This is a genomic window from Micromonospora sp. WMMC241, from assembly GCF_027460165.1.
Classification (GTDB): Bacteria; Actinomycetota; Actinomycetes; order Mycobacteriales; family Micromonosporaceae; genus Micromonospora; species Micromonospora humi.
In genome coordinates this window covers 4134150-4160135 of sequence record NZ_JAPZBF010000001.1, presented here as the reverse complement: position 1 = coordinate 4160135, position 25986 = coordinate 4134150, and the positions used below count along the sequence as shown (strand labels likewise).

Genomic DNA, 25986 nt, shown 5'->3' with positions numbered 1-25986 from the left:
GGTCGACTCCGACGCAGCTTGATCCACAACCCGGGGGGCGCCACGCATGGGCGATTCGTTCGCGCATCTGCACGTACACACCGAGTACTCGATGCTCGACGGTGCGGCCCGGCTCAAGGACCTCTTCGCCGAGGCGGCGCGGCTCGGCATGCCGGCGGTGGCGATCACCGACCACGGCAACATGCACGGCGCGAACGACTTCTACAAGCAGGCCATGGCCGCCGGGGTCAAGCCGATCCTCGGCGTCGAGGCGTACGTCGCGCCGGAGTCGCGCTTCCACAAGGCCCGGGTCAAATGGGGGCGTCCGGAGCAGAAGAGCGACGACGTCTCCGGCAACGGCGCCATCACCCACATGACCATGTGGGCGGCCAACCGTACCGGCCTGCACAACATGTTCCGGCTCAACTCCCGCGCCTCGATGGAGGGCCACTACGTCAAGTGGCCCCGGATGGACATGGAGCTGATCGCCGAGCACGCCGAGGGCATCATGGCCACCACCGGCTGCCCGTCCGGCGCGGTGCAGACCCGGTTGCGGCTCGGGCAGTTCGACGAGGCGCTCAAGGTCGCCGCCGCCTACCAGGACATCTTCGGCAAGGACAACTACTTCCTGGAGATCATGGACCACGGCCTCGACATCGAGCGCCGGGTCCGCGACGGGCTCACCGAGATCGCCCGCAAGCTCGACATCCCGCCGGTGGTCACCAACGACTCGCACTACACCCACGAGGCGCAGGCCGAGGCGCACGACGTGCTGCTCTGCGTGCAGACCGGCAGCAACGTCGCCGACCCGAACCGGTTCCGCTTCGAGGGCGGCGGCTACTTCGTCAAGTCCGCCGACCAGATGCGCGCGGTCGACTCCTCGGAGCTGTGGCAGCAGGGCTGCCGCAACACGCTGCTGGTGGCGGAGAAGGTCGACCCGACCGGCATGTTCACCTTCCACAACCTGATGCCGCGTTTCCCGATCCCCGAGGGCGAGACCGAGGAGTCCTGGTTCCGCAAGGAGACGTTCGCCGGGCTCAAGCGCCGCTTCCCCGGCGGCATCCCGGAGGGCCACGTCGTCCAGGCGGAGTACGAGCTGGGCGTCATCATCCAGATGGGCTTCCCGTCCTACTTCCTCGTGGTCGCCGACTTCATCCAGTGGGCGAAGAGCCAGGGCATCGCGGTCGGCCCGGGCCGAGGCTCGGCCGCCGGCTCACTTGTCGCGTACGCGCTCGGCATCACCGACCTGGACCCGATCCCGCACGGCCTGATCTTCGAGCGGTTCCTCAACCCCGAGCGCGTCTCGATGCCCGACGTCGACATCGACTTCGACGAGCGCCGTCGCGGCGAGGTCATCAAGTACGTGACCGACAAGTGGGGCGAGGACAAGGTCGCGCAGATCGCCACGTTCGGCACGATCAAGGCGAAGGCCGCGATCAAGGATTCGGCCCGGGTGCTCGGCTTCCCGTACGCGGTCGGTGACCGGATCACCAAGGCCATGCCGCCGGCCGTGATGGGCAAGGACATCCCGCTGTCCGGCATCTTCGACCCGAAGCACCCGCGCTACGCCGAGGCCGGCGAGATCCGTGGGCTCTACGAGACGGACCCGGACGTCAAGAAGGTCATCGAGACCGCGAAGGGCATCGAAGGGCTGATCCGGCAGAGCGGCGTGCACGCCGCCGGCGTCATCATGTCCGCCGAGCCGATCATCGACCACATCCCGCTGATGCGGCGCGACGCCGACGGCGTCATCATCACGCAGTTCGACTACCCGACGTGCGAGTCGCTCGGGCTGCTGAAGATGGACTTCCTCGGCCTGCGCAACCTGACCATCATCGACGACGCGGTGAAGAACATCCAGCTCAACCATGGCAAGCAACTCGACCTGCTGGGCCTGCCGCTGGACGACAAGCCCGCGTACGAACTGCTCGCCCGCGGCGACACGCTGGGCGTGTTCCAGCTCGACGGCGGGCCGATGCGGTCGCTGCTGCGGATGATGAAGCCGGACAACTTCGAGGACATCTCCGCCGTCCTGGCGCTCTACCGGCCGGGTCCGATGGGCGTCGACTCGCACACCAACTACGCGCTGCGCAAGAACGGCCTCCAGGAGATCACTCCGATCCACCCGGCGCTGGAGGAGCCGCTGCGCGAGATCCTCGCCCCCACCTACGGCCTGATCGTCTACCAGGAGCAGGTGCAGCGTGCCGCGCAGATCCTGGCCGGCTACACGCTCGGCCAGGCCGACCTGCTGCGCCGGGCGATGGGCAAGAAGAAGAAGGAGATCCTGGACAAGGAGTTCGTCCCGTTCCGGGACGGCTGCCGCGAGCGCGGCTACCCCGACGACGCCATCCAGGCGGTGTGGGACGTGCTGGTGCCGTTCGCCGGCTACGCGTTCAACAAGGCGCACTCCGCCGCGTACGGCCTGGTGTCGTACTGGACCGCGTACCTGAAGGCGCACTACCCGGCGGAATACATGGCGGCGCTGCTCACCTCCGTCGGTGACGACAAGGACAAGATGGCGCTCTACCTGTCCGAGTGCCGCCGGATGCGGATCCAGGTGCTCCCGCCGGACGTCAACACCTCCGCCGGGCCGTTCACCCCGGTCGGCAAGGAGATCCGCTTCGGCCTCGGCGCGGTGCGCAACGTCGGCGCGAACGTGGTCGCGTCGATCATGCGCTGCCGCGAGGAGAAGGGCGAGTACGCCGACTTCTACGACTTCCTGTCCAAGGTGGACGCGGTCGCCTGCAACAAGAAGACCATCGAGTCGCTGATCAAGGCCGGCGCGTTCGACTCGCTGAAGCACTCGCGCAAGGGGCTGCTGGCCGTGCACGCCGACGCCATCGACGCGTACGCCGACGTCAAGCGCAAGGAGGCGGTCGGCCAGTACGACCTCTTCGGCGCCGGCTTCGGCGACGCCGACGTCGGCGGCAGCACCACCGTCATGCCGGTCATCGGCGACGGGGAATGGGACAAGCGGGACAAGCTGGCGTTCGAGCGCGAGATGCTCGGCCTGTACGTCTCCGACCACCCGCTGTTCGGCCTGGAGCACGTGCTCGGCGCGGCGGCCGACACCACCATCGCCGCGCTCTCCGAGGAGGGCACCGTGCCCGACGGCGCGGTCGTCACGCTGGCCGGCATCCTCTCCGGGGTGCAGCGCCGGGTCACCAAGCAGGGCCGGGCCTGGGCCTCGGCGACCCTGGAGGACCTGGCCGGCGGCGTGGAGACGCTGTTCTTCCCCAACACCTACGAGGTGATCGGGCAGTACATCGCCGAGGACGCCATCGTGGTGGTCAAGGGCCGGGTGGACCGCCGCGACGACACCCCGCGGATCATGGCGATGGACATGTCCATGCCGGACGTCACCAGCAACCCGGGGACCAAGCCGGTCACGCTGACCATCCCGGTGCACCGCTGCACCCCGCCGCTCGTCGAACGGCTCAAGGAGACGCTGGTGCTGCACCCCGGCGACACCGAGGTGCACGTCAAGCTGCTCAACGGCGGCAAGGTCACCACGCTGCGCCTCGGCCCGTTCCGGGTGGCCGCGACCACCGCGCTGATGGGCGACCTGAAGAGTGTCCTGGGCCCGGCCAACGTGAGCTGACCGTGCGGCGCGGCCGGTGGCCGGGCACCATCGGGCACATGCCCTCCGCCGACCTGCTGCGCGTCCGTGATCTCGTACCCGACTTCGTCGCCGTCCTGCGCGAGTGCCGCGCCGTCCCGGCCGAGCGGTGGCCGGGGCTGTGGCGGTCCCGCTACCTCGACCGGCATCCGGACGTCGCCCGCGTGGTGGACCGCGACGCCGGCCCGCCCGCCCCGGCGGACGTGCGAGCCGCCATCGACCGGCTCCACGACCGGGCCGCCGACCTGACGGCCCGCGCCGAGACGGTACGCGGACTGCTGCCCGACGGCGTCGCGGCGTCGGCCCGGGCGCTCGGCTGGGCCGGCGACGGCGGCCCGGTGGAGTGCGTGGTACTGGTCGGGCTGCACCGGGCGAACGGCTGGGCCGACGACCTCGACGGTCGGTACGCGCTCTTCCTCGCGGTGGAACAGCTCGACCCGCCGGAGGACGTTCGCCTCCTCGTGCAACACGAGTCCGCCCACGTCATCCACGACCGCCGGGCCGGCATCCGCGACTGGCCGGAGCACGGGGTGGCGAAGAACCTGTTCGTCGAAGGGCTGGCCACCCAGGTCACGGCGGAACTCGACAGCGGTCGGCCCGACGAGGCGTACCTCTGGTTCGGTCGGCCCGGCCACCGGTCCTGGCTCGACGAGTGCCGTCGCCGCTGGCCGGCCATCCTCGACCGGGTGCGGGCCGACCTCGACGCCACCGACCCGGACCACCACGCCGCGTACTTCCTCAAGCGGGACTCGCCGCTGCGCGGCGACCTGCCCCCACGCTGCGGCTATCTGATCGGGCTGGCGGCGGTGCGGCGGCTACGCGAGCGGCACGACCTGCCCGAGCTGGCCGGTTGGCCGCTGCCCCGGGTCCGGGCGGAGATGGCCGCCGTGCTCGCCGACCTGCCCGTGCCCGGATGAGCCGGTCAGGCCGGCCGGTACTCGACCTCCGGCCGGCCTGGCGTGCCGTAGCGGGGCGCGCGGACCGCGCGGTCGGCGGAGACCAGGTATTCGAGGTAGCGGCGCGCGGTGACCCGGGAGATGCCGGTGCGCGCGCCGACCTCGGCCGCCGACCGCCCCTCGGCGTCGAGCGCGGCCAGCACGGCGTGCAGGGTCTGCTCGTCCAACCCCTTCGGCAGGGTGTGCGCCGCCGCGCCGCGCAGCGTGGCGAACATCCGGTCCACCTCGTGCTGCGCGGCCACCTCGCCCTCGGCCAGGGCTTGCCGACGGTATTCGGCGTAGCGCTCCAGTTTGTCGCGGAACGCGGCGAAGGTGAACGGCTTGAGCAGGTAGTGGGTCACCCCGAGGGAGACGGCGGTGCGCACCGCGGTCAGGTCGCGCGCCGACGTCACGGCCAGCACGTCGACGCCGCTGCCGGCCGCCCGCAGCGCCCGGCACACCTCCAGCCCGTGCAGGTCGGGCAGGCGGAAGTCGAGCAGCACCAGGTCGACCCCGCCGCCGGCGCGCAGCGCCGCCATCGCGTCCCGGCCGGTGTGTGCCACGCCGACCACGACGAAGCCGGGCACCCGTTCGGTGTACGCCCTGTGCGCCTCGGCCAGCAGCGGCTCGTCCTCCACCACCAGTACCCGGACGTCCGCGCTCATCGGACCGCCCCGGGCAACGGCAGGCGAACCGTGAAGACGGTCTCGCCGTCGTCGGTGCGGGTCACGTCGGTGGTGCCGCCGTGCCGGCGGACGACCTGACCGACCAGGGCCAGACCGAGCCCTCGGCCGGCGCTCTTGGTGGACCAGCCGCGCCGGAACGCGTCCGCCACCCGCTCCGGCGCGAGACCGGGCCCGCTGTCGCCGACACGGACCATCAGTTCGTCGTCGCGGGTGCCGACGAACACCCGCACCCGGCGCGGCGGCGGGGTGGCGGCCACCGCGTCGAGCGCGTTGTCGACCAGGTTGCCCACCACCGTGATCAGGTCGGTGCCGGGCAGCGGACTGCCGTCGAGGCGGCAGTCCGGCTCGACGACCAGGTCCACCCCGCGCTCACCGGCCCGCGCCGACTTGCCGAGCAGCAGCGCGGCCAGGGCCGGCTCGGTCACCGCGCCGACCACCCGGTCGGTGAGTTGCTGGGCGAGCGCCAGGTCGCGGGTGCCCAACCGGACCGCCTCGTCGGTGCGGCCCAGCTCGACGAGGGTCAGCACGGTGTGCAACCGGTTCGCCGACTCGTGGGTCTGCGCCTGCAACGCCTCGGTCAGCGCGCGTACCGAATCCAGCTCGCTGGCCAGGTTGCGCAGCTCGGTCTGGTCGCGCAGGGTGAGCACGGTGCCGAGCACCGCGCCCTCGAACCGGGTGGTGCGCTGGTTGGCCACCAGCACCCGGTCGCCGGCCAGCACCGGCTCGTCGTGCGCGTCCCGGCCCGCGGCGAGCAACTCGGCCACCGCCGGCGGCAGGTCGATCCCGGCCACCGGCCGGTCGGTGACCGCGGCGTCCTCGGCCAGCCCGAGCAGTCGCCGGCCCTCGTCGTTGACCAGCGCCACCCGGCGGTCCCGGGTCAGCACCACCAGTCCCTCGCGTACGGAGTGCAGGACCGCGTCGTAGTACTCGTACATCCGGGTCATCTGAGCCGGCCCGAGCCCGTGCGTCTGCCGACGCAGCCGCCGACTGAGCAGCCACGAGCCGGTGGCCGCCAGCGCCAGCGCCGGCACCGCCGCGCCGAGCAGCACCGGCGCCTGGGCGAGCAGCTTCCGGTTGATCGCCCGGGTGGTGATGCCGACCGAGACCAGCCCGATGATCCGCCGGCCGTCGCCGTACACCGGGACGACCGCGCGCACCGACTCGCCGAGCGTGCCGACGTTGGTCTCGGTGAACGGCTCGCCGGCCAGCGCCGGGCCGATGTCGCCGATGAACGGCCGGCCGATCAGCGTCGCGTTGGGGTGCGAGTAGCGGGTCCGGTCCGGTGCCATCACCACCACGAAGTCCGTTCCGGTGGCCCGTCGGGTGGCCTCCGCGTACGGCTGGAGCGTGGCCGCCGGATCGGCGGCGGTGAGGGCCGCGCGGACGCTGGGGGAGCCGGCCACCGCCTGCGCCACGGCCAGCACCTCGTCGTTCGCGGCCTGGTGGGAGTCGTTGCGGGCGAGCCAGACCGCGCCACCGGCGCCGGCCAGCACGAGCAGCGTCACCACTACCGCCTGGAGGGCGAAGAGCTGCCCCGCGATGCTCCACTGCCGCCGCGCCACCGTGCCAGTGTGGCGCACCCGCCCGGCGGCGTTTCGGCGGCGCGTCCCCCGGGTGAACAGAATGAACGCAATCGTGCGGTCCGGTGAGACCTGCTTCACAGTGTGGAAATGGACACCACCACCCCCACCCCCGCGGACGTCCGGCCGGCCCGCCGGGACCGGACCCGTTACCTCTACCTGGCGGTCATCGTGGCCGTCGTCGCCGGCATCGTGGTCGGCCTCGTCGCGCCGGACGTCGGCAAGGCGCTGAAACCGCTCGGCACCGGCTTCGTGAACCTGATCAAGATGATGATCAGCCCGGTCATCTTCTGCACCATCGTGCTCGGCGTCGGGTCCGTCCGGCAGGCGGCCAAGGTCGGCAAGGTCGGCGGCCTCGCGCTCGGCTACTTCCTGGTCATGTCGACGGTCGCGCTGGCGATCGGCCTGGTCGTCGGCAACATCATCCACCCCGGGGCGGGCCTGGACCTGGGCCCGGACGTGGCCGACGCGGGCCGGTCCGCGGCCGGCGAGGAGAGCGGTGGCACTGTCGACTTCCTGCTCGGGATCATCCCGACCACGCTGGTCTCCGCGCTGACCGAGGGCGAGGTGCTGCAGACCCTGCTGGTCGCGCTGCTGGTCGGCTTCGCGGTGCAGAGCCTGGGCAGCCGGGGCGAGCCGGTGCTGCGGGCGGTCGGGGTGCTCCAGCGCCTGGTCTTCAAGGTGCTTGCGATGATCATGTGGCTGGCGCCGATCGGCGCGTTCGGCGCCATGGCCGCCGTGGTCGGCGCCACCGGCGTGGACGCGCTCAAGAGCCTGGCGCAGATCATGCTCGGCTTCTACGCCACCTGCCTGATCTTCGTGATCGTGGTGCTCGGCCTGCTGCTGCGCCTGATCGCCGGGATCTCGATCTTCTCGCTGCTGCGCTACCTGGGCCGCGAGTTCCTGCTCATCCTCTCCACCTCGTCGTCGGAGTCGGCGCTGCCCCGGCTGATCGCCAAGATGGAGCACGTCGGGGTGGGCCGGCCGGTCGTCGGCATCACGGTCCCCACCGGCTACTCGTTCAACCTGGACGGCACCGCGATCTACCTGACCATGGCCTCGCTCTTCGTGGCCGACGCGCTGGGCAAGCCGCTCGCGGTGGGCGAGCAGATCTCGCTGCTGGTGTTCATGGTGATCGCGTCCAAGGGGGCGGCCGGCGTGACCGGCGCCGGGCTGGCCACGCTGGCCGGCGGCCTCCAGTCGCACCGGCCGGACCTGGTCGACGGCGTCGGCCTGATCGTCGGCATCGACCGGTTCATGTCCGAGGCCCGGGCGCTGACCAACTTCGCCGGCAACGCCGTCGCGACCGTGCTGGTCGGCACCTGGACCGGCGAGTTCGACCGGGACCAGGCCCGCGCCGTGCTGGCCGGGGAGCGGCCGTTCGACGAGTCCACCATGGTCGACGAGCACGACGACGAGCCCACTCCCGACGCGGCGACCCCGCCCGACGCCGCCCGCCCCTTGGCCGGCTCCACCACCTGACCCACCCCGCCCCCGTCCCCGCCCCCGTCCCTGCCGCCCCCGTCCCGCCCCCGTCGATCTTGCACTTTGTGCCCGGGCGGATCGGGTGAAACGGGCGAAGCGCGGGCCGAAAGTGCAAGATCGGCGGGGCAAGGGTGAGGGCGGGCCACGGGGGAGGGATTGGCGATGTCGGGGTGGGGTGGGGTTGGTTAGCGTCGGGGGTATGGAGCTGGAACGGGCACAGAAGTTGTGGCAGCCGGAGCCGGGCTGGTTGAACACCGCCACCTACGGGCTGCCGCCCGACCCGGTGTGGGACGCCGTGCAGCAGGTGCTCGCCGACTGGCGGACCGGCCGGGTGTCGTTCGAGGTCTGGGACGAGTCGGTCGACCGGTCCCGGGCCGCGTTCGCCAGGCTGGTGGGCGTGGATCCCGCCGACGTGAGCATCGGCTCCGCCGTCTCCCAGCTGGCCGCGCCGATCGCGGCGGCGCTGCCGCCGGGCGCCACGGTGGTGGTGCCCGAGGGGGAGTTCACCTCGATCCTGTTCCCCTGGCTGGCGCAGGAGGAACGCGGGGTGCGGGTCCGGACGGTCCCGCTCGCCGGTCTGGTCGACGCGATCGACGCCGACACCGACCTGGTGGCGTTCAGCCTGGTCCAGTCCGCCGACGGCACGGTCGCCGCGTACGACGAGATCGTCGCGGCGGCCCGGGCCCACGACGCGTTCGTGGTGGTCGACGCCACCCAGGCGTGCGGCTGGCTGCCGTTCGATGCGGGCCGGGCGGACGCGGTCCTGGTCGGGGCGTACAAGTGGCTGATGGCGCCGCGCGGCGCGGCCTTCGCCTACCTGGCGCCGGCGCTGCGCGAGCGGTTGCGTCCGGACGCCGCGGGCTGGTACGCCGGCAAGGACCCGCACTCCTCCTACTACGGCACGCCGTTGCGGCTCGCCGACGACGCCCGGCGGTTCGACCTCTCCCCGTCGTGGCTGTGCTACGCCGGGGCGGCCCCGGTGCTGGAGCTGCTCGCCGACCTGGACCTGGCCGCGGTGCGGGACCACGACGTGGCGCTGGCCAACCGGTTCCTCGCCGGGCTGGGCCGTCCGCCCGGCGACAGCGCGATCGTCAGCGTCGAGGTGCCGGGCGCGCAAAAGAAGCTGGCCGCGGCCGGGGTGCGGGCGGCGGTCCGGGCCGGCCGGGTGCGCGCCTCGTTCCACCTCTACACCACCGAGGCGGACGTCGACCTGGCCCTGGACGCGCTGACCGGCTGATCAGGCCAGGTGCCCGCCGATCTTCGTGTAACCACGCAGCAGGTCCCGCGAGATGATCAGCCGCTGCATCTCGTCGGTGCCCTCGAAGATCCGGTACAGCCGCACCTGCCGGTACCAGCGCTCGATCGGCAGCTCCCGGGTGTAGCCCATGCCGCCGTGGATCTGGAGCACCCGGTCCACCACCCGGTTGACCATGCCGGCGCCGTAGAGCTTGCCCATCGAGGAGGCGTGCCGGGGGTCGAGACCCTGGTCGACCGTCCACGCGGACCGCAGGATCAGCCAGCGGGCGGCCTCCAGCTCGGTTTCCGAGTCGGCGATCATCCACTGGATGGCCTGGTTGGTGGCGATCGGCGCGCCGAACGTCTCCCGGGTGTTGGCGTGGTCGATCGCCATCTGCAGGGCCCGTTCGGCGATGCCGATCGCGTGCGAGGGGATGGTGTAGCGGCCCTTGCCGATCCACTCCATGCCGAGCGTGAAGCCCTGGCCGGGCGCGCCGAGGATGTTGCGGTGCGGCACCCGCACACCGTCGAAGACGAGCGAGGCGGGACCGCCCTCGCCCATGGTCTGGATGAACTCCGACCGCCAGCCCATGGCCCGGTCGACCAGGAACGCGGTGGCGCCGCCACGCCGGGCGCCCTTCTCCGGGTCGGTCACCGCCACCACGATGGCGAAGTCGGCGTCGTTGCCGTTGGTGATGAACGTCTTCTCGCCGTCGAGGATCCAGTCGTCGCCGTCGCGACGGGCGCGCAGCTTGATGTTCGCCGCGTCCGAGCCGGCTCCCGGCTCGGTGATGGCGAAGCAGGAGATCCGCTCACCCTCGATCGTGGGGAGCAGGAACTCGCGCTTCTGTTCCTCGGTGGCGTGGAACAGGATGTTGTCCGCCTCGCCGCCGAACCGGAACGGCACGAAGCTGCGGCCCAGCTCGGTCCAGATCAGCGACTGCATGACCGCCGGCAGCGCCATCCCGCCGTACTCCTCCGGCGTGGCCAGCCCCCAGAAGCCGAACTTCCTCGCCTTGAGTTGGAGTTCGCGCAGCTCGGAGCGGTCCAGGCCGGGCTGGTGGGCGCGTTCGCGGCGCAACACCTCCGGCTCCAGCGGCATCACCTCGCGGGTGACGAACGCGCGCACGGTGTCGCGTACCGCGCGTTCCTCGTCGGACAGTGCGAAGTCCACGGTGCCCCCTCGGGTCGGCGTCACCTCTAAACTAGCGCTGGAAGTTTTCCGCCGTCCAGACCCGAGGCGGAAGGGAGGATGATGACGAGGTGCCACGACCCCGACAGGCCCTGCTCAGCCGGGAGCGGATCGTCGAGACCGCGCTCGCGCTGATCGACGCGGACGGGCTGGACGCGCTCTCCACCCGGCGGCTCGCCGCCGCGCTCGGCGTACGCGGCCCCTCGCTCTACAACCACTTCGCCACCAAGGAGGAGATCCTGGACGCGGTGGCCGACAGCGTCACCGCGACCGTCGACGTGGGCGCGTTCGACAGGCACGACTGGGACGAGGCGTTGCGCCGCTGGGCCCGCTCCTACCGGGCCGCGCTGGCCGCCCACCCGCACGTCGTGCCGTACCTGGCCCGGGGGCCGGGCCGTCGGCCGGCCGCGCTCGCGATGGCCGACGCGGTCTACGGCGCCCTGGTCCGGGCCGGTTGGCCGCCCGCGCGGGCCACCCACATCGGCGCGGCGATGCGCTACTTCGTGGCCGGCTCGGCGCTCGGCTCGTTCGCCCGCGGCTTCGTCGAGGACCCGTCGCTCTACGCCGCGCACCCGCACCTGCACCAGGCCCACCGGCTCCCCGGCCACCAGCGCAGCGTCGACGAGGGCGCGTTCGCGCTCGGTCTGGACGCGTTGCTGCACGGCCTCGCCGCCGAGTACGCGGCAACTGTCACCCCGCTGGAACGGACCGCCGGTCGGGAGTAGCGTCGAAACTCCCACCGCTAGTTTCCGCCCCCGAAGGACGCCATGGATCTCGCCACCGCGCCCCCCGCCCCGCTGACGCGCCGTCACCTGCACGTCGCCGGTGACTGGGTCGACCCGTCGTCGGGCGACACGATTCCGGTGGAGAATCCGGCCACCGGGGAGACGATCGGCGAGGTGCCCGCCGGCGCCCCGGCCGACGTGGACCGCGCGGTGGCCGCCGCCCGGGCCGCGTTCCCCGGCTGGGCCGCCACCGACCCCGCCGAGCGGGCCGCGCACCTGGACCGGCTGCACACCGCGCTGGCCGCCCGCGCCGACGACATCGCCCGCACCGTCGCCTCGGAGCTGGGCGCCCCGCTCAAGCTCGCCACTCGGGTGCAGGCCGGCCTGCCGCTGATCGTGTTGCGCAGCATGGTCGAGCTGGCCGCCCGGCCGGCCGCCGAGCGGGTCGTCGGCAACTCGCTGGTGGTCCGCGAGCCGGTCGGCGTGGTCGGCGCGATCACCCCGTGGAACTATCCGCTGCACCAGGTGGTCGCCAAGCTCGCACCGGCGCTCGCCGCCGGGTGCACGGTGGTGCTCAAGCCCAGCGAGCTGACGCCGCTCACCGCCTACCTGCTCTTCGACGCGGTGACCGAGGCCGGGTTGCCGCCGGGAGTGGTCAACCTGGTGCCCGGCACCGGCCCGGTGGTCGGCGAGGCGCTCGCCGCGCACCCCGACGTCGACCTGGTCTCGTTCACCGGCTCCACCGCCACCGGCCGACGGATCGCGCACCTGGCCGCCGACCGGATCGCCCGGGTCGCGCTGGAGCTGGGCGGCAAGTCGGCGAACGTGATCCTGGCCGACGCCGACCTGCCCACCGCGGTCAAGGTCGGCGTCGGCAACGTGCTCGTCAACTCCGGCCAGACGTGCACCGCCTGGACCCGGATGCTGGTGCACCGCGACCGCTACGACGAGGCGCTCGAACTGGCCGCGACGGCGGTGGCCGGCTACCGGCTCGGCGACCCGTTCGACCCGGCCACCCGGCTCGGCCCGCTGGTCTCGGCCGCCCAGGCCGATCGGGTACGCGGGCACGTCGACCGGGCGCTCGCCGACGGCGCCCGGCTCGTCGCCGGTGGCCCGGCCGCGCCGCTGCCGCCGCGCGGCCACTTCGTCGCGCCAACCGTCCTCGCCGACGTGCACCCGGACAGCGCGCTGGCGCAGGAGGAGGTCTTCGGGCCGGTGCTCGCGGTGATCCCGTTCACCGACACCGACGAGGCGGTCGCGATCGCCAACAACTCCCGGTACGGGCTGGCCGGCGCGGTCTGGTCGGCCGACGAGGACGCGGCGCTGGCCGTGGCCCGGCGGCTGCGCACCGGGCAGGTGGACGTCAACGGTGGCGCGTTCAACCCGCTCGCCCCGTTCGGCGGCTACCGGCAGTCCGGGCTCGGCCGCGAGTTGGGCACGTACGGCGTGGAGGAGTTCACCGAGGTGAAGGCGATCCAGCGATGAGGGCGCTCGTGGTCCGCGGCCGGGGCGCCACCCCGGCGGTCGAGGAGGTGCGCCTGCCCGCGCCCGGCCCCGGTGAGCTGCGGGTCCGGATCCGCGCCGCCGGCATCTGCCACTCGGACCTGGCCATGGTGGACGGCACGCTGGCACCCGGATACCCGCTGGTGCTGGGGCACGAGGCGACCGGCGTGGTGACCGAGGTCGGGCCGGGCGCCCGGCTGTTCGTGGGCACGCCGGTGGTGCTCAACTGGGCGCCCGCCTGCCGCGACTGCTGGCACTGCCGGCACGGCGAGCCCTGGCTCTGCGCCGCCAACACGGCCGCGTCGGTGCCCCGGGGGGAGACCGCCGCCGGGGAACCGTTGCAGGTCACCCTCGGGCTCGGCGCGCTCGCCGAGGAGGTGGTGGTGCCCGAGCGGGCGGCCGTGCCGGTGCCGCCCGGGCTGCCACCGGCCGAGGCGGCGTTGCTGGGCTGCGCGGTGCTCACCGGCGCCGGCGCGGTCCGCAACACCGCCCGGGTCGCCGCCGGCGAGTCGGTCGCGGTGATCGGGCTGGGCGGCGTCGGGCTGGCGGTGCTCACCGCGGCCCGGCGGGCCGGCGCGGCGCCGATCCTCGCCGTGGACGTGGTGGAGGCGAAGCGGGAGCTGGCGCTGGCCGCCGGCGCGACCGACTTCCTGCGCTCCGACGACACGCTCGGCAAGGAGGTCCGGGCCCGCACCGGCGGGCGCGGGGTCGACCACGCCTTCGAGTGCGTGGGCCGGGCCGCCACCATCCGCGCCGCCTGGCGCGCGACGCGGCGCGGGGGAGCGGTCACCGTGGTCGGCATGGGCGGCAAGGACGACCTGCTCAGCCTCTCCGCGCTGGACATCTTCCACTCGGCGCGCACGCTGCGGTCCTCGGTCTACGGCTCGACCGACCCGGATCGCGAGGTGCCGGAGCTGGCCACCGCGCTGGCGGCCGGCGACCTCGACCTGGCGCCGCTGGTCAGCGGCACGGTGTCGCTGGCCGAGGCGCCCGCCGCGTTGGAGCGGCTGGCTCGCGGCGAGGGCGCCCGCTGGGTGGTCACCTTCCCGGACTGACCGGCCCCTGCGCCGGCACCGCGCGCCGGTCAGGCGTGAGAGGGGTGCCCTTCTCTACCGGAGGCGTTAACAGGGGGCCCCTCCTTGCACCGGGCGCTCGACGAGCGTCGCGATGCCGTCGAGCAGGCGCTGGAGGCCGAAGTCGAAGACCGTCTCCAGGTCCAGGTCGACCCCGCCGGCGGTCAGCGCGTCCATGGTGGCCAGCCCGCCGCCGGTCATCAGCCGCTGGAACGTGTCCTGCTGCCGGTCCACCCACTCCTCGTCGGTGAGCCCGGTGTCCTGCACCGCCTGGGCGCCGGCCTCCAGGTTGACGGCGACGCCCTTGACGTACGCCATCAGGGTGATCGCCACGTGCCAGCGGGTGTTGCGGTCCAGGCCCAGGCCGGCGGTGGCCCGCAGCGCGAGGTCGGTGTGTGCCATGCCGTGCGGCAGCGGCTGCGGCCGGGCGATGGTGATGACGTGCGGCACCCAGCGGTGCCGCCGGTAGACGGCCCACTGCGCCCGGGCGAGCACCTCCAGCCGGGCCCGCCAGCCGGTGGGCTCGACCGCCGGCAGCGGCGCGCCGGCCAGCGCCGCGTCGGCCATCGCCAGGATCAGCTCGTCGCGGCCCCGCACGTGCCGGTGCAGCGCGAGGGTGGCCACGCCCAGCTCGGCGGCGACCGACCGCAGGGAGACCGCGGCCAGCCCGCCGGCGTCGGCCAGCGCGACGGCGGTCCGCAGCACCCGGTCGCGGCTCAGCTCCGGACGGCCCCGCACGGGTCGCGGCGGGACGGCGGTCTCCGCCACCACCGTGCCGGCGCCGGGCCGGGTGACCACCAGCCCGTCGTCGCGGAGCCGGGCCAGGACCCGGGTCGCGGTGGCGATGGCGATGCCGTGCTCGCGGGTGAGCTGGCGGGCCGAGGGCACCCGGTCGCCCGGCCGCAGCTCGCCCCGCTCGATCCGGTGGCGGATCTCCGCGGCGATCCGCCGGTACGGCGGCTGCCGTTCCTGACCGTGCGGCGACATCCCGGTCCACCTCCGCGCCGAAGCGTACTAGTGCGCTGGGCGTCCGCGGGGCCCCGCGCGGGCGGCGTACTAGGTCGTCGGGCCCGGCGCCGGACGGGGGGACCTAGCGTCCGGCGTGACCGAGGTGTGCGACCCAGGGAGACGTCATGAACGACCGCACCGTGCTCATCTCCGGCGCCGGCGTGGCCGGCCCGGCCCTCGCCTTCTGGCTGTCCCGGCGCGGCTTCGCGGTGATCGTGGTGGAACGCGCGAGCGGGCTGCGCCCCGGCGGGCAGGCGGTGGACGTGCGCGGGGCCGCCCGCGAGGTGCTCGACCGGATGGGTCTGACCGAGCGGGTCCGGGCCGCGGGCGTGCGGGAACACGGCATGGAGTACGTCGACGCGCGGGGGCGCACCCGGGCCCGGCTGCCGGTGGCGGCGTTCGGCGGCGAGGGGATCGTGGCCGACCTGGAGATCGAGCGCGGTGCCCTGGCCGGGCTGCTGTACGAGGCGACCCGGGCCGACGTCGAGTACGTCTTCGACGACTCGATCGAGACGCTGGCGCAGGACGACGCCGGGGTACGGCTCACCTTCGCACGCTCCGCACCGCGCACTGTCGACCTGGTGGTCGGCGCGGACGGCTCGCACTCCCGGACCCGGGCGCTGGCGTTCGGCCCGGAGTCGGCGTACGTCCGGCCGCTCGGCGCGTACCTGGCGTACTTCTCCACCCCGTACCGGGATCCGGCCGGGTGGTTCACGATGCACAACGCGCCCGGCGGCCGGGTGGTCGGCACCCGGCCGACCAGCGACGGGCGGACGGCGGCGCTCTTCAGCTTCCGCTCCGAGGCGCTGGACGTCGACCGGCGGGACCGGGCCGCCCAGCAGCGGCTGCTCGGCGAGCGGTTCGCCGACGTGGGCTGGCGCGCGGCCGAGCTGCTGGCTGCCGCGCCCGCCGCGACCGACTTCTACTTCGACCGGTACGCGCAGGTGCGGATGGACTCGTGGAGCGCCGGGCGGGTGGCGCTGCTCGGCGACGCGGCCTGGTGCCCGTCGCCGCTGACCGGGCAGGGCACCAGCCTGGCGCTGGTGGGCGCGTACCTGCTGGCCGGGGAACTGGCCGCCGCCGGTGACGACCACCGGGCGGGTCACCGCCGCTTCGAGGCGGCGCTACGGGCGCACGTGGCGAAGGGGCAGGAGTTGCCCGGCGGCGGCATCTCCGGGTTCCTGCCGGCGGGCCGGGCCGGGATCCGGCTGCGCGACGCGTCGATGCGGGCGATGGCGTCCCGGCCGATGCGCGGGCTGGCTCGGCGGCTGTTCTTCAGCCACGCCGACGGGCTCGACCTGCCGGAGTACGCCGCCGACCGGTGACGGTGCCGGGCCACATGTCGACGGGCACCGATCCGTTCGGATCGGGCGATACGGGGCCGACCCCTGTGGAGGTCGGCCCCGTGCCGTACCCGGCGAATGTGTGGCGGATCGACATGGCTCGACCACTTCGGCGCGCCGTAGGTTTCCAGCACGCAACGGCCCTGTGACCCCGGTCACCGATCTGGCCGTGGCGGACGGACCTGCGGAGGGTGAGGCGATGGCCGGGCAAGCGATCCTGTCGGCCCGTGGGCTGACCCGGGACTTCCGGGGCTTCCGGGCCGTCGACGGGGTCGACCTCGACGTGACGGCGGAGACCGTGCACGCCCTGGTGGGCCCGAACGGCGCCGGCAAGACCACACTGTTCAACCTGCTCACCGGCTTCCTGCCGCCCAGCGGCGGGCGGATCGAGCTGGACGGCCGGGACGTCACCGGGCTGCCCCCGGAGCGGGTGGCACGCCTCGGTGTGGCCCGGTCGTTCCAGATCACCAGCCTCTTCCCGCAGCTCGGCGCGCGCGAGCACGTGGAGCTGGCCCTCCAGTCGTCGAGCGGACTGGGCTGGCGGTTCTGGCGGTCGGCGAAGCTGATGCGCCGCTACCGGGAGCGGGCCGACGAACTGCTGGCCATGGTCGGCCTCGCCGACCTGGCCGAGGCACCGGCCGAGGCGCTCGCGTACGGACGCAAGCGGGCCCTGGAGCTGGCCATCGCGTTGGCGCTGGACCCCAAGGTGCTGCTGCTCGACGAGCCGACCGCCGGGATGGGGCTGGAGGACGTCGACCGCACCGTCGAACTGATCTCGACCGTCCGCACCGGCCGGACCGTGGTCATGGTCGAGCACAACATGAGCGTGGTGGGCCGGCTCGCCGACACGGTCACCGTCCTGCAGGCCGGCAAGGTGCTGGTCGAGGGGCCGTACGAGCAGGTCCGCGCCGACGAGCGGGTCATCACCGCCTACCTGGGAGCCGCGGATGCTGCGCATTGACAACCTCTCCGCCGCCTACGGCGAGGCCCAGGTGCTGCGGGAGGTGAGCCTGGAGGTGGCCGCCGGGGAGGTGGTCACCCTGGTCGGGCGCAACGGCGCCGGCAAGTCCACGCTGCTGCGGTGCGTGATGGGGTTGCACCCCGACCAGCGCGGCGGCGTCCACCTCGACGGCCGGGACATCAGCCGGCTGCCGGCGTACAAGCGGGCGCGGGCCGGGCTCGGCTGGGTGCCCGACGACCGGGGCGCGTACGCCACGCTCACGGTCACCGAGAACCTGACGCTGCCGCCGCGGGTCGGCCCGGACCCGTGGCCGCTGGAGCGGGTGTACGAGGCGTTCCCCGCCCTGTACGAGCGGCGCGACTCGGCCGCAACCATGCTCTCCGGCGGCGAGCAGCAGATGCTCGCGCTGGCCCGGGTGCTGCGCATGGGCGCCCGGCTGCTGCTCTGCGACGAGCCCACCGAGGGGCTGTCGCCGCTGCTCGTGCAGCAGGTCGGTGACCTGCTGCGGGAGGCCAAGAAGCACGGCGTGACAGTGCTGCTGGTCGAGCAGAACCTGCACTTCGCCACCGGCGTCGCCGACCGGCACTACCTGCTGGCCGAGGGACGGATCGCGGAGGCGATGGAGAACGCCGAGGTGCGCTCGCGGGAACGCGAGCTGCTGGCGTACCTCGGCATCTGAATCTGGACGGCTGACCCGCGCGGACCGCGCGGTACGAAGGGGATGAACATGCGTAGGAGCGTGGGTGTGGCCGCCGCCTCGGCGGCGGCGCTGCTGGTGGCTGGCTGCGGCGGCGGTGGTCCGCAGTCCGGCGGCGACTCGAAGCTGACCGGCGACAAGATCGTGCTGGGCGTGCTCAACGACCAGTCGGGCGCCTACTCGGAGCTGTCCGGGCGCAACTCGGTGAAGGCCGTGGAGATGGCCATCGCCGACTTCAAGGCCGAGCACGGCGACGACGCGGTCACCAAGGACATCACCGTGCAGACCGCGGACCACCAGAACAAGCCGGACGTGGCCAACAGCAAGGCCCAGGAGATGTACGACCGCAAGGGCGTCGACGCCATCCTGGACGTGCCCACCTCGTCGGCCGCGCTGAAGGTCGCCGACGTGGCCAAGGAGAAGAAGAAGCTCTATTTCAACATCGGCGCGGCGACCACCGACCTGACCGGCAAGAGCTGCAACAAGTACACGTTCCACTACGCGTACGACACCTACATGCTGGCCCACGGCACCGGCACGGTGACCACCGAGCAGGTCGGCAAGAACTGGTACATCCTCTACCCGAACTACGCGTTCGGGCAGGACATGGAGAAGAGCTTCTCCACCGCCATCGCCGCGGCCGGCGGGAAGGTGGTCGGCAAGGACGGCGCGCCGTTCCCGAACACCAGCGGCGACTACTCGTCGTTCCTGCTCAAGGCGCCGACGCTGAACCCGAAGCCGCAGGTGCTCGGCACCATGCAGGCCGGCGCGGAGCTGGTCAACGTGGTCAAGCAGTACAACGAGTTCAAGCTGCGGGAGAAGGGCGTCGGGCTGGCGGTCGGCCTGATGTTCATCACCGACATCCACTCGCTCACCCCGGACGCGCTGGCCGGCACCACCTACACCGACGCCTGGTACTGGAACTTCGACCAGCAGAACCGGGAGTGGGCCGACAGGTTCCAGAAAGAGACCGGCACCCGGCCGTCGTTCGCGCACGCGGCGAACTACTCCGCCGCCATGCAGTACCTGGAGGCGGTGCAGGCCGCCGGCACCGACGACGCGGACGACGTGGTCAAGCAGCTGGAGGGCAAGGACGTCAACGACCTCTTCCTGCGCAACGGCAAGATCCGCGCGGAGGACCACCGGGTCGTGCACGACGCCTACCTGGCGCAGGTGAAGCCGCAGGCCGAGGTGAAGGAGCCGTGGGACTACGTGAAGATCCTCAAGACCATCCCGGCGGCGGAGGCGTTCCGGGCGCCGTCCCCGGACTGCAAGCTCTGACATGTCCGGGTTCCTGCAGAACACGTTCAACGGGCTGGTGGGCGGGGCGTTCTACGCCCTGCTCGCCCTCGGGCTCGCAGTCATCTTCGGCATGCTCCGGGTGGTGAACTTCGCCCACGGCGCGTTCTACATGCTCGGCGCGTTCGGCGCGTACGTGCTGCTCGCCGAGGCGGGCGTGCCGTTCTGGGCCGCACTGGTGATCATGCCGCTGGCGCTGGGCCTGCTCGGCATGGTGCTGGAGCGGGCGGTGATCCACCGGCTCACCCGGCTCGACCCGCTCTACAACTTCCTGCTCACCTTCGGCCTGACGCTGATCCTGCAGGACCTGGTGAAGTCCCGGTACGGCGTGCAGTCCAGCCCGTACGCCACGCCCGCCGAGCTGAGCGGGACCGTCGACTTCGGTCTCTTCGACTTCCCGACGTACCGGGTCTTCATCCTCGGCTTCACCGTGCTGCTCTGCGTCGCGGTGTGGTGGGTGCTCGGCCGGACCCGGATCGGCATGGTGGTCCGGGCCGCCACCGAGCGGCCGGAGCTGACCCGGGCGTTCGGCATCGACGTGGGCCGGTGGGTCACCCCGGTGTTCGGCTTCGGCATCGCCCTCGCGGGGCTGGCCGGGGTGCTCGCCGCCCCGATGCGGGCGGTCAACCCGCTGATGGGCGCCGACCTGATCATCGTGGTCTTCGCGGTGGTGGTGATCGGCGGGCTCGGCTCGATCTTCGGCTCGGTCGCCGCCGGCTTCGGCATCGGCCTGATCCAGGCGTGGGGCGAGGCGTACCTGTCGGACTACCCGCTCGTGTCGCAGACCGTCGTGTTCGTGGTGATGGCCGCCGTGCTGCTCTGGCGCCCGGCCGGCCTGTTCGGCCGTGAGGAGGCGCCGGCATGAGTAGTGCGGTGGACACCCCCGTCGAGAAGCCGGCCCCGCGCTCCGGGCTGCTCGCCGTGGCCCGGGCGCCGGGCTGGGTCCGGTACGCGCTGCTGGCCGCCGGCCTGCTGGTCGCGCTCTGGCTGCCGAACGGCCTCTACCCGGCGGTCGCGGTGGACATCCTGTGCTGGGCGCTGTTCGCCGTCTCGGTGGACCTGCTGCTCGGCTTCACCGGGCTGATGTCGTTCGGGCACGCCGCGTTCTGGGGCACCTCGGCGTACCTGACCGGGTTGGTCGCGATCCACGCCGGGCTGCCCTTCCCGGCCGCGGTGCTGGCCGGGGCGCTGGGCGCGGCGCTGCTCGCGCTGCCCATCGGCTACCTGGCGGTGAAGCGCACCGGGATCTACTTCGCCATGGTCACCCTGGCGTTCGCGCAGATGGTCTACTACGTGGCCAACGAGTGGCGCTCGGTCACCCAGGGGGAGAACGGGCTGCAGGGCGTGCCGCGCGCGTTCTTCGGGGCCGACCTCACCGACGACTACTACTTCTACTACGCGATCCTGCCGATCGTGCTGCTCGGCCTCTTCGCGGCCTGGCGGATCGTGCACTCGCCGTTCGGGCGGGTGCTGGTCGGCATCCGGGACAACCCGGCCCGGGCCCGCGCGCTGGGCTACCCGGTGCACCGCTACAAGCTGACCGCGTTCGTGCTCTCCGGTTTCCTGGCCGGGCTCGGCGGCGGGCTCTTCGCGGTCGGCCACCGGTTCGTCTCCCTGGACGTGCTGCACTGGACCACCTCCGGCAAGGCGGTCATCGTGGTGGTGCTCGGCGGCATCGGCACGCTGTGGGGCGGCGTGCTCGGCGCGGCGCTGGTGGTCCGGCTGGAGGACTGGCTGTCGTTCTCCGGGTTCGAGGCGATCGGGCTGGTCACCGGCGGCATCTTCGTGCTGGTCGTGCTGCTGTTCCGGCGGGGCCTCTGGGGCACGGTGGCCCACCTGCTGAAGCGTCGGGGAGCCGCCCGGCGCGAATGATTTTCCCCCCGGCGCATCCGGATCGGCGCGACCGGACGAACCCCCTGGTAGGAGAGCTACCCGGGGGTACGTCCGTTGCTGTGGAACAACATGCCGGCCGGGGCCGCCGAGACGGCCCGTAAGCGGGTCCTGGCCGCCGCCGAGGATCTGGACGACAACCAGGTCGCCGGGCTGGTGCTCGACCTGGCCGCCGAGGCCGGGGTGGCGCCGGTCTGGGAGCAGGTCTGCCTGCCGCTGCTGGGCGGCCTGCGCGGGGACACCCCCGCCGACATCGCCGTGGAGCACGCCCTGTCCGAGGGCGTGCGGGTCGGGCTGGACGTCTTCCGCCGCGACCCGAGCCGGCCGCTGCCGGCGCGCGGGTTGCTGCTCGCCGGCGCCGAGCACGAGACGCACTGCCTCGGGTTGCACGCGCTGGCCGCCGCGTTGCGCGAGCGGGGTCGCGGTTGCCTGCACCTGGGCCCGGCGCTGCCCTGGTCGGCGTTGGCCGGCGCGGCGGCCCGGGTACGACCGCGGGTGGTGGTGGTCTGGTCGCAGTCCCCGCTGACCGGCCGGGCGTACCGGCTGGTCCGCCTTCGGCGGGAACTTCCGGGCGTCCGGGTGCTCGCCGCCGGGCCGGGCTGGATCGAGCCGGTCCCGCCTCCGCTGCGCCTCACCACCCTCCCCGACGCCATCGCCGCCTGCCTGCAAGGCGGGGCCCCCTCTTAACGCCTCCGGTAGAGGAGGGGCCCCTTCTAACACCTACCGCGTGCGCTCAGCCGGCGCGGAAGCCGTGCAGCAGGGTGGCCACCGCGGACTCGGGGTCGAAGGTGTCGTCGGGCGCGGCGAGCTGGTTGCCGAAGAGCCCGTCGACGAGCGCGAGCAGCGTCCGGAAGTGGGCCGGCGGGTCGGTCGAGCCGAGCGCGGCGAGCAGCGGTACCCCCCACCCGGCCAGCCGGGCCCGGCCGGCCTCGATCGCCGGCCGCAGTTCGGGGCGTACCGCCGCCTCGACGAAGAGGGCGTAGCGGGCCAGTGTGACCTCCCGCCGCTCGGTGGTGAACTCCCGGATCAGCCGGCCGAGGACGCGGGCGGTCGCGTCGACGTCGCCGGGGGACAGGTCCGCCGCGAGCCGCTGCCAGGCCTGCGTCTCCACCTCGACCAGCCGCGCGAAGACGGCGTCGACGAGCGCCTCCCGGGTGCGGAACCGGTTGGACGCGGACCCCTCGGGCAGCCCCGCCTCGGCGTCCACCGCGCGGTGGGTGAGGTGGCGCGGCCCGCGGGTGCCGAGCACCCGGATGGCGGCGTCGAGCAGGAGCTGACGGCGGTCGGTCACGGGGTCAGACTACAGCCGTAGTGCAGCCGACTACATCTGTAGTACGGTGACCGCATGGACGGGCGCGCGGTGGTGGTCGGCGGCGGCATCGCTGGGCTCGCGGCGGGCCTCGGCCTGCGGGCGGCGGGCTGGCAGGTGACCGTCCTGGAACGCTCCCCGGGGTTGCCGGAGACCGGCACCGGGCTCGGCATCTGGCCCGGCGCGATGCGTGCCCTGGACGCGCTCGGCGTCGGCGACGAGGTGCGCCGGCGCGCCCGCCGGCAGGCCGGCGGGTCGATCCGACGACCGGACGGCAGCCGCATCGCCACCATCGACGTCGGCCGGATCGAACGACGCCACGGCGAGCCGGTGCACCTGGTCACCCGGCCGGCGCTGCTCACCACGCTGGCCTCCGCGCTGCCCGCCGAGGCGCTGCGGTTCGCCGCGCCGGTCGCCGACCCGCGCGCGCTGCTCGACGCGTACGACCTGGTGGTCGGCGCGGACGGGATCAACAGCGTGGTCCGCGCGTCGGTGCACGGCGAGCGCTACCCGCTGCGCTACGCGGGCACGGTGGCCTGGCGCGGCGTGGTCGACGCGGAGTCGGCCGAGGGCGGTGAGACCTGGGGCCGGGGGCGCAAGTTCGGCCTCACGCCGGTCGGCGGCGGGCGGACCAACTGGTACGCCTCGGTGAGCCTCCCGCCGGGGCATCCCGCGCCGGCCGACGACGTGGCCGAGTTGCGCCGCCTCTTCGGTGACTGGCATCCGCCGGTGCGTCGGGTGCTGGACGCGCTCACGCCGGCGGGGGTGCTGCGACACGAGATACGCGACCTGACCCCGCTGCCGTCCTACGTGGCCGGCCGGGTGGCGCTGCTCGGCGACGCAGCGCACGCCATGACCCCCGACCTCGGGCAGGGCGCCTGCCAGGCGCTGATCGACGCGGTGGCGCTGGCCGAGTGCGTCCGCGACGCCACCGACCTGCCGGCCGCGCTGCGGACGTACGACCGACGGCGCCGCCGGCCCACCCAGCGCATCGCGGCGGGCGCGCGGTGGGCGGGTCGGCTCTCCCAGGCCCGGCGGATGCTGCCGGTGCGCGACGCGGTCCTCCGGCTGGCGCTGGCCGCCGGACCGCCTGCCTGAGTCGCCGGGCGCGGGCCCTCGCACGGGGGTGGGCCCGCGTCCGGACGTGACCTGAAGCACATTCGATACGAACCGGTTCCGTATCGAAACTCCCTCACCTACGCTCGGCGGGAGTTACGAGTCTGCCCCGTATCGTATTTGGACGCGGGTGAACCGGGGGGAGAACCCGAATGGAACCGCACGAGAACACCGGACACCCGAGGAGGTGGGCGATCCTCGGGGTGCTGGTGATCAGCCTCCTCGTGGTCGTCCTCGACAACACCATCCTCAACGTCGCGCTGCGCACCCTCGCCGACCCGGTGCGCGGCCTCGGCGCCAGCCAGGGCGAGCTGGAGTGGGCGATCAACTCCTACACGCTGGTCTTCGCCGGCCTGCTCTTCACGTTCGGCGTGCTCGGCGACCGCCTCGGCCGACGGCGGTTCCTGATCCTCGGGCTCGCGCTGTTCGGGCTGGCCTCGCTGCTGTCGGCGTACGCGCAGGACCCGGCGCAGCTGATCGCCGCCCGGGCCCTGATGGGCGTCGGCGGCGCGGCCATCATGCCGGTGACGCTCTCGATCATCTCCAACGTCTTCGACCCGCGCGAGCGTGGCCGGGCGATCGGCGTCTGGGCCGGCGCGGTCGGCCTCGCCGTGGCCATCGGCCCGGTGCTCGGCGGCGCGCTGCTGGAGCACTACTGGTGGGGCTCGGTCTTCCTGATCAACGTGCCGGTGGTGGCGGTGGGCGTGCTGCTCGTCGCGCTGCTGGTCCCCGAGTCCCGCGACCCGTCCCCGGGCCGGGTGGACGTGCTCGGCGTGCTGCTCTCCGTGGTCGGCCTGGTCGCGCTCACCTACGGCATCATCGACGGCGGAGAGCACGGCTTCGGTCGCCCGCAGGTCTGGGTCTCGATCATCGGCGGCCTCGCGGTGCTCGGCTGGTTCGTCGCGCACGAACTGCGCAGCGACCACCCGTCGCTGGACGTGCGGCTGTTCCGGGTGCCCCGGTTCGCCGCCCCGGTGGCCCTGGTCGGGCTGGTCTTCTTCGCCGCCATGGGCGTGATGTTCTTCGGCGCGTTCTACCTCCAACTGGTCCGCGGCTACAGCCCGTTGGAGAGCGGCCTGTTGTTCCTGCCCTTCGCGGCCGCGCAGCTGATCTTCGCGCCGCGCAGCGCCGCGATGGTCCGCCGCTACGGCGGCCGGGCCGTCGCCGCGGTCGGGCTGCTGCTCACCGTCGTGGCGCTCGCCGCGTTCGTCCTCATCGACGCGGACACGCCGATCTGGATCTTCTCGGCGCTGGGCTTCCTCCAGGGCGCCGGGATGGCCAACATCATGCCGCCGGCCACCGAGTCGATCATGTCGGCGCTGCCCCGGGAGAAGGCCGGCGTGGGCTCGGCGGTCAGCAACACGATCCGCCAGGTGGCCGGCGCGCTCGGCGTGGCGGTGCTCGGCTCGGTGCTCTCCGCGGTCTACCGCGACCAGGTCGCCCCGGCGGTGTCCGCGCTGCCCGAACCGGTCCGCGACGCGGCCCGGGAGTCGGTCTCCGGGGCGTACGCGGTCGCCGACCGGCTCGGCCCGGCCGCGCCGCGGCTGATCGAGGCGGCGAACGACTCGTTCGTCTCGGCGATGCACTGGGCGGCCGGGATCTCCGCGCTCGTCGCCACGCTCGGCGTGGTGATCGTGTTCCGCTGGATGCCGGGCCGGCCGGTCGTCGCGCCCGACGCGGCGCCGGCCACGGAGCCGGAGTTGGCCGGGACCGCATAGGTTCGTGGACAATGTCTGACATGACTTCCACGGCGGATGCTCCGCGGTCGCCCGGGCGACCGCGGAGCACCCGCGCGGACGAGGCGATCGTGGAGGCCACCCTCGACCTGCTGGCCGAGGGCAGCACCATCGAGGCGCTCTCCATCGAGGCGATCGCCGCCCGGGCCGGCGTCGGCAAGGCCACCATCTACCGCCGCTGGCCCGGCAAGGAAGCGCTGCTGCTGGACGCGCTGCGCCGGCTCAAGGGCGACCCGCCCCGCACCGGCGGGCGCTCCGTGCGCGACGACCTGGTGCAGCTCGTCGGCGCCGTCGGCCAGCACGTCGACCCGCGGGCCCGCATGATCATGCCGTGCCTGGTGCCCGAGGTGAGCCGCAGCTCCGCCCACCGCCAGGCCTACGAGGCGATCATCGAGCCCCGGCGGGAGGCGATGCGCGAGGTGCTGCGCCGCGCGGTCGAGCGCGGCGAGCTGCGCGCCGACCTCGACGTCGAGGTCGCCATGGCGTTGCTCACCGCGCCGATGCTGACCCAGCGGATGGTGCACTGGTATCCCGGGCCGGACGAGCGGCTCCTGCCGGAGCGCATCGTGGACACGGTCCTGGACGGCCTGCGCGCCCGCTGACGCCGTGGGCGA

At 73.3% G+C, this 25986-nt stretch carries 22 protein-coding genes; 17 read left to right on the top strand and 5 right to left on the bottom strand.

What is annotated here, in order from left to right:
• Positions 1 to 46 precede the first annotated feature (46 nt).
• Both dnaE and O7598_RS18645 read left to right on the top strand, forming a co-directional pair.
• Positions 47 to 3580: a DNA polymerase III subunit alpha gene (gene dnaE / locus O7598_RS18650; protein WP_269692600.1), complete on the top strand. Its 3534-nt coding sequence runs from the start codon at positions 47 to 49 to the stop codon at positions 3578 to 3580.
• A 38-nt stretch (positions 3581 to 3618) separates the two neighbouring features.
• On the top strand, positions 3619 to 4515 hold the full coding sequence (locus O7598_RS18645) for a hypothetical protein (RefSeq protein WP_269692599.1): 897 nt from the start codon (positions 3619 to 3621) through the stop codon (positions 4513 to 4515).
• A gap of 5 nt (positions 4516 to 4520) precedes the next feature.
• Here the strand turns inward: O7598_RS18645 and O7598_RS18640 are convergent, their stop codons facing one another.
• Positions 4521 to 5198 carry a response regulator gene (locus O7598_RS18640; protein ID WP_269692598.1) on the bottom strand — a complete coding sequence of 226 codons (678 nt, stop codon included), beginning with the start codon at positions 5196 to 5198 and terminating at the stop codon, positions 4521 to 4523.
• Entirely contained in the window at positions 5195 to 6781 is a 1587-nt protein-coding gene (locus O7598_RS18635; RefSeq protein ID WP_269692597.1) for a sensor histidine kinase, read from the bottom strand. The genes O7598_RS18640 and O7598_RS18635 overlap by 4 nt, the downstream gene beginning before the upstream one ends.
• Before the next feature lie 108 nt (positions 6782 to 6889).
• Between O7598_RS18635 and O7598_RS18630 the strand changes: the two genes are divergently transcribed.
• The gene (locus O7598_RS18630) at positions 6890 to 8281 is read left to right on the top strand and encodes a cation:dicarboxylate symporter family transporter (RefSeq protein WP_269692596.1); all 1392 of its coding nucleotides are present in this window, start codon (positions 6890 to 6892) and stop codon (positions 8279 to 8281) included.
• 202 nt (positions 8282 to 8483) lie between these two features.
• A complete protein-coding gene (locus O7598_RS18625) occupies positions 8484 to 9521 on the top strand; it encodes an aminotransferase class V-fold PLP-dependent enzyme (protein ID WP_269692595.1) in 1038 nt (345 codons plus the stop codon).
• Here the strand turns inward: O7598_RS18625 and O7598_RS18620 are convergent, their stop codons facing one another.
• Positions 9522 to 10694 (bottom strand): acyl-CoA dehydrogenase family protein, encoded by a 1173-nt coding sequence (locus O7598_RS18620; RefSeq protein ID WP_269692594.1) that lies wholly within the window; start codon positions 10692 to 10694, stop codon positions 9522 to 9524.
• 89 nt (positions 10695 to 10783) lie between these two features.
• Between O7598_RS18620 and O7598_RS18615 the strand changes: the two genes are divergently transcribed.
• The 3 genes from O7598_RS18615 to O7598_RS18605 are packed head-to-tail and all read left to right on the top strand — an operon-like array spanning position 10784 to position 13995.
• Complete coding sequence (locus O7598_RS18615) at positions 10784 to 11437, top strand: TetR/AcrR family transcriptional regulator (RefSeq protein ID WP_269692593.1); 654 nt, start codon at positions 10784 to 10786, stop codon at positions 11435 to 11437.
• Between the two features lie 42 nt (positions 11438 to 11479).
• A complete protein-coding gene (locus O7598_RS18610) occupies positions 11480 to 12922 on the top strand; it encodes an aldehyde dehydrogenase family protein (protein WP_269692592.1) in 1443 nt (480 codons plus the stop codon).
• Entirely contained in the window at positions 12919 to 13995 is a 1077-nt protein-coding gene (locus O7598_RS18605) for an alcohol dehydrogenase catalytic domain-containing protein (RefSeq protein WP_269692591.1), read from the top strand. The genes O7598_RS18610 and O7598_RS18605 overlap by 4 nt, the downstream gene beginning before the upstream one ends.
• Before the next feature lie 66 nt (positions 13996 to 14061).
• On the opposite strand, the gene O7598_RS18600 is transcribed toward O7598_RS18605, so the two are convergent.
• Positions 14062 to 15000: a TetR/AcrR family transcriptional regulator C-terminal domain-containing protein gene (locus tag O7598_RS18600; protein ID WP_269692590.1), complete on the bottom strand. Its 939-nt coding sequence runs from the start codon at positions 14998 to 15000 to the stop codon at positions 14062 to 14064.
• Positions 15001 to 15146: 146 nt separating this feature from the next.
• Between O7598_RS18600 and O7598_RS18595 the strand changes: the two genes are divergently transcribed.
• The 7 genes from O7598_RS18595 to O7598_RS18565 all read left to right on the top strand — a co-directional run bounded on the left by O7598_RS18595 (position 15147) and on the right by O7598_RS18565 (position 21898).
• A complete protein-coding gene (locus O7598_RS18595) occupies positions 15147 to 16346 on the top strand; it encodes an FAD-dependent monooxygenase (protein ID WP_269692589.1) in 1200 nt (399 codons plus the stop codon).
• 217 nt (positions 16347 to 16563) lie between these two features.
• A complete protein-coding gene (locus O7598_RS18590; protein WP_269692588.1) occupies positions 16564 to 17325 on the top strand; it encodes an ABC transporter ATP-binding protein in 762 nt (253 codons plus the stop codon).
• Positions 17312 to 18004, top strand: coding sequence for an ABC transporter ATP-binding protein (locus tag O7598_RS18585; RefSeq protein WP_269692587.1), 693 nt, complete (start codon positions 17312 to 17314; stop codon positions 18002 to 18004). Before O7598_RS18590 ends, O7598_RS18585 begins: the two co-directional genes overlap by 14 nt.
• 42 nt (positions 18005 to 18046) lie before the next feature.
• Positions 18047 to 19303 (top strand): ABC transporter substrate-binding protein, encoded by a 1257-nt coding sequence (locus tag O7598_RS18580; RefSeq protein ID WP_269692586.1) that lies wholly within the window; start codon positions 18047 to 18049, stop codon positions 19301 to 19303.
• 1 nt (position 19304) lies between these two features.
• On the top strand, positions 19305 to 20186 hold the full coding sequence (locus tag O7598_RS18575) for a branched-chain amino acid ABC transporter permease (protein ID WP_269692585.1): 882 nt from the start codon (positions 19305 to 19307) through the stop codon (positions 20184 to 20186).
• Positions 20183 to 21193 carry a branched-chain amino acid ABC transporter permease gene (locus tag O7598_RS18570; protein ID WP_269692584.1) on the top strand — a complete coding sequence of 337 codons (1011 nt, stop codon included), beginning with the start codon at positions 20183 to 20185 and terminating at the stop codon, positions 21191 to 21193. The genes O7598_RS18575 and O7598_RS18570 overlap by 4 nt, the downstream gene beginning before the upstream one ends.
• A gap of 75 nt (positions 21194 to 21268) precedes the next feature.
• Entirely contained in the window at positions 21269 to 21898 is a 630-nt protein-coding gene (locus tag O7598_RS18565; protein WP_269692583.1) for a transcriptional regulator, read from the top strand.
• A gap of 46 nt (positions 21899 to 21944) precedes the next feature.
• On the opposite strand, the gene O7598_RS18560 is transcribed toward O7598_RS18565, so the two are convergent.
• Positions 21945 to 22502, bottom strand: coding sequence for a TetR/AcrR family transcriptional regulator (locus tag O7598_RS18560; RefSeq protein WP_269692582.1), 558 nt, complete (start codon positions 22500 to 22502; stop codon positions 21945 to 21947).
• Positions 22503 to 22556: 54 nt separating this feature from the next.
• On the opposite strand from O7598_RS18560, the gene O7598_RS18555 reads away from it, so the two are divergent.
• The 3 genes from O7598_RS18555 to O7598_RS18545 all read left to right on the top strand — a co-directional run bounded on the left by O7598_RS18555 (position 22557) and on the right by O7598_RS18545 (position 25974).
• Positions 22557 to 23618, top strand: a complete 1062-nt coding sequence (locus tag O7598_RS18555; protein ID WP_269692581.1) for an FAD-dependent monooxygenase — start codon at positions 22557 to 22559, stop codon at positions 23616 to 23618.
• 170 nt (positions 23619 to 23788) lie between these two features.
• A complete protein-coding gene (locus tag O7598_RS18550) occupies positions 23789 to 25354 on the top strand; it encodes an MFS transporter (RefSeq protein WP_269692580.1) in 1566 nt (521 codons plus the stop codon).
• Positions 25355 to 25365: 11 nt separating this feature from the next.
• Positions 25366 to 25974 carry a TetR/AcrR family transcriptional regulator gene (locus O7598_RS18545; RefSeq protein ID WP_269692579.1) on the top strand — a complete coding sequence of 203 codons (609 nt, stop codon included), beginning with the start codon at positions 25366 to 25368 and terminating at the stop codon, positions 25972 to 25974.
• Positions 25975 to 25986 lie beyond the last annotated feature (12 nt).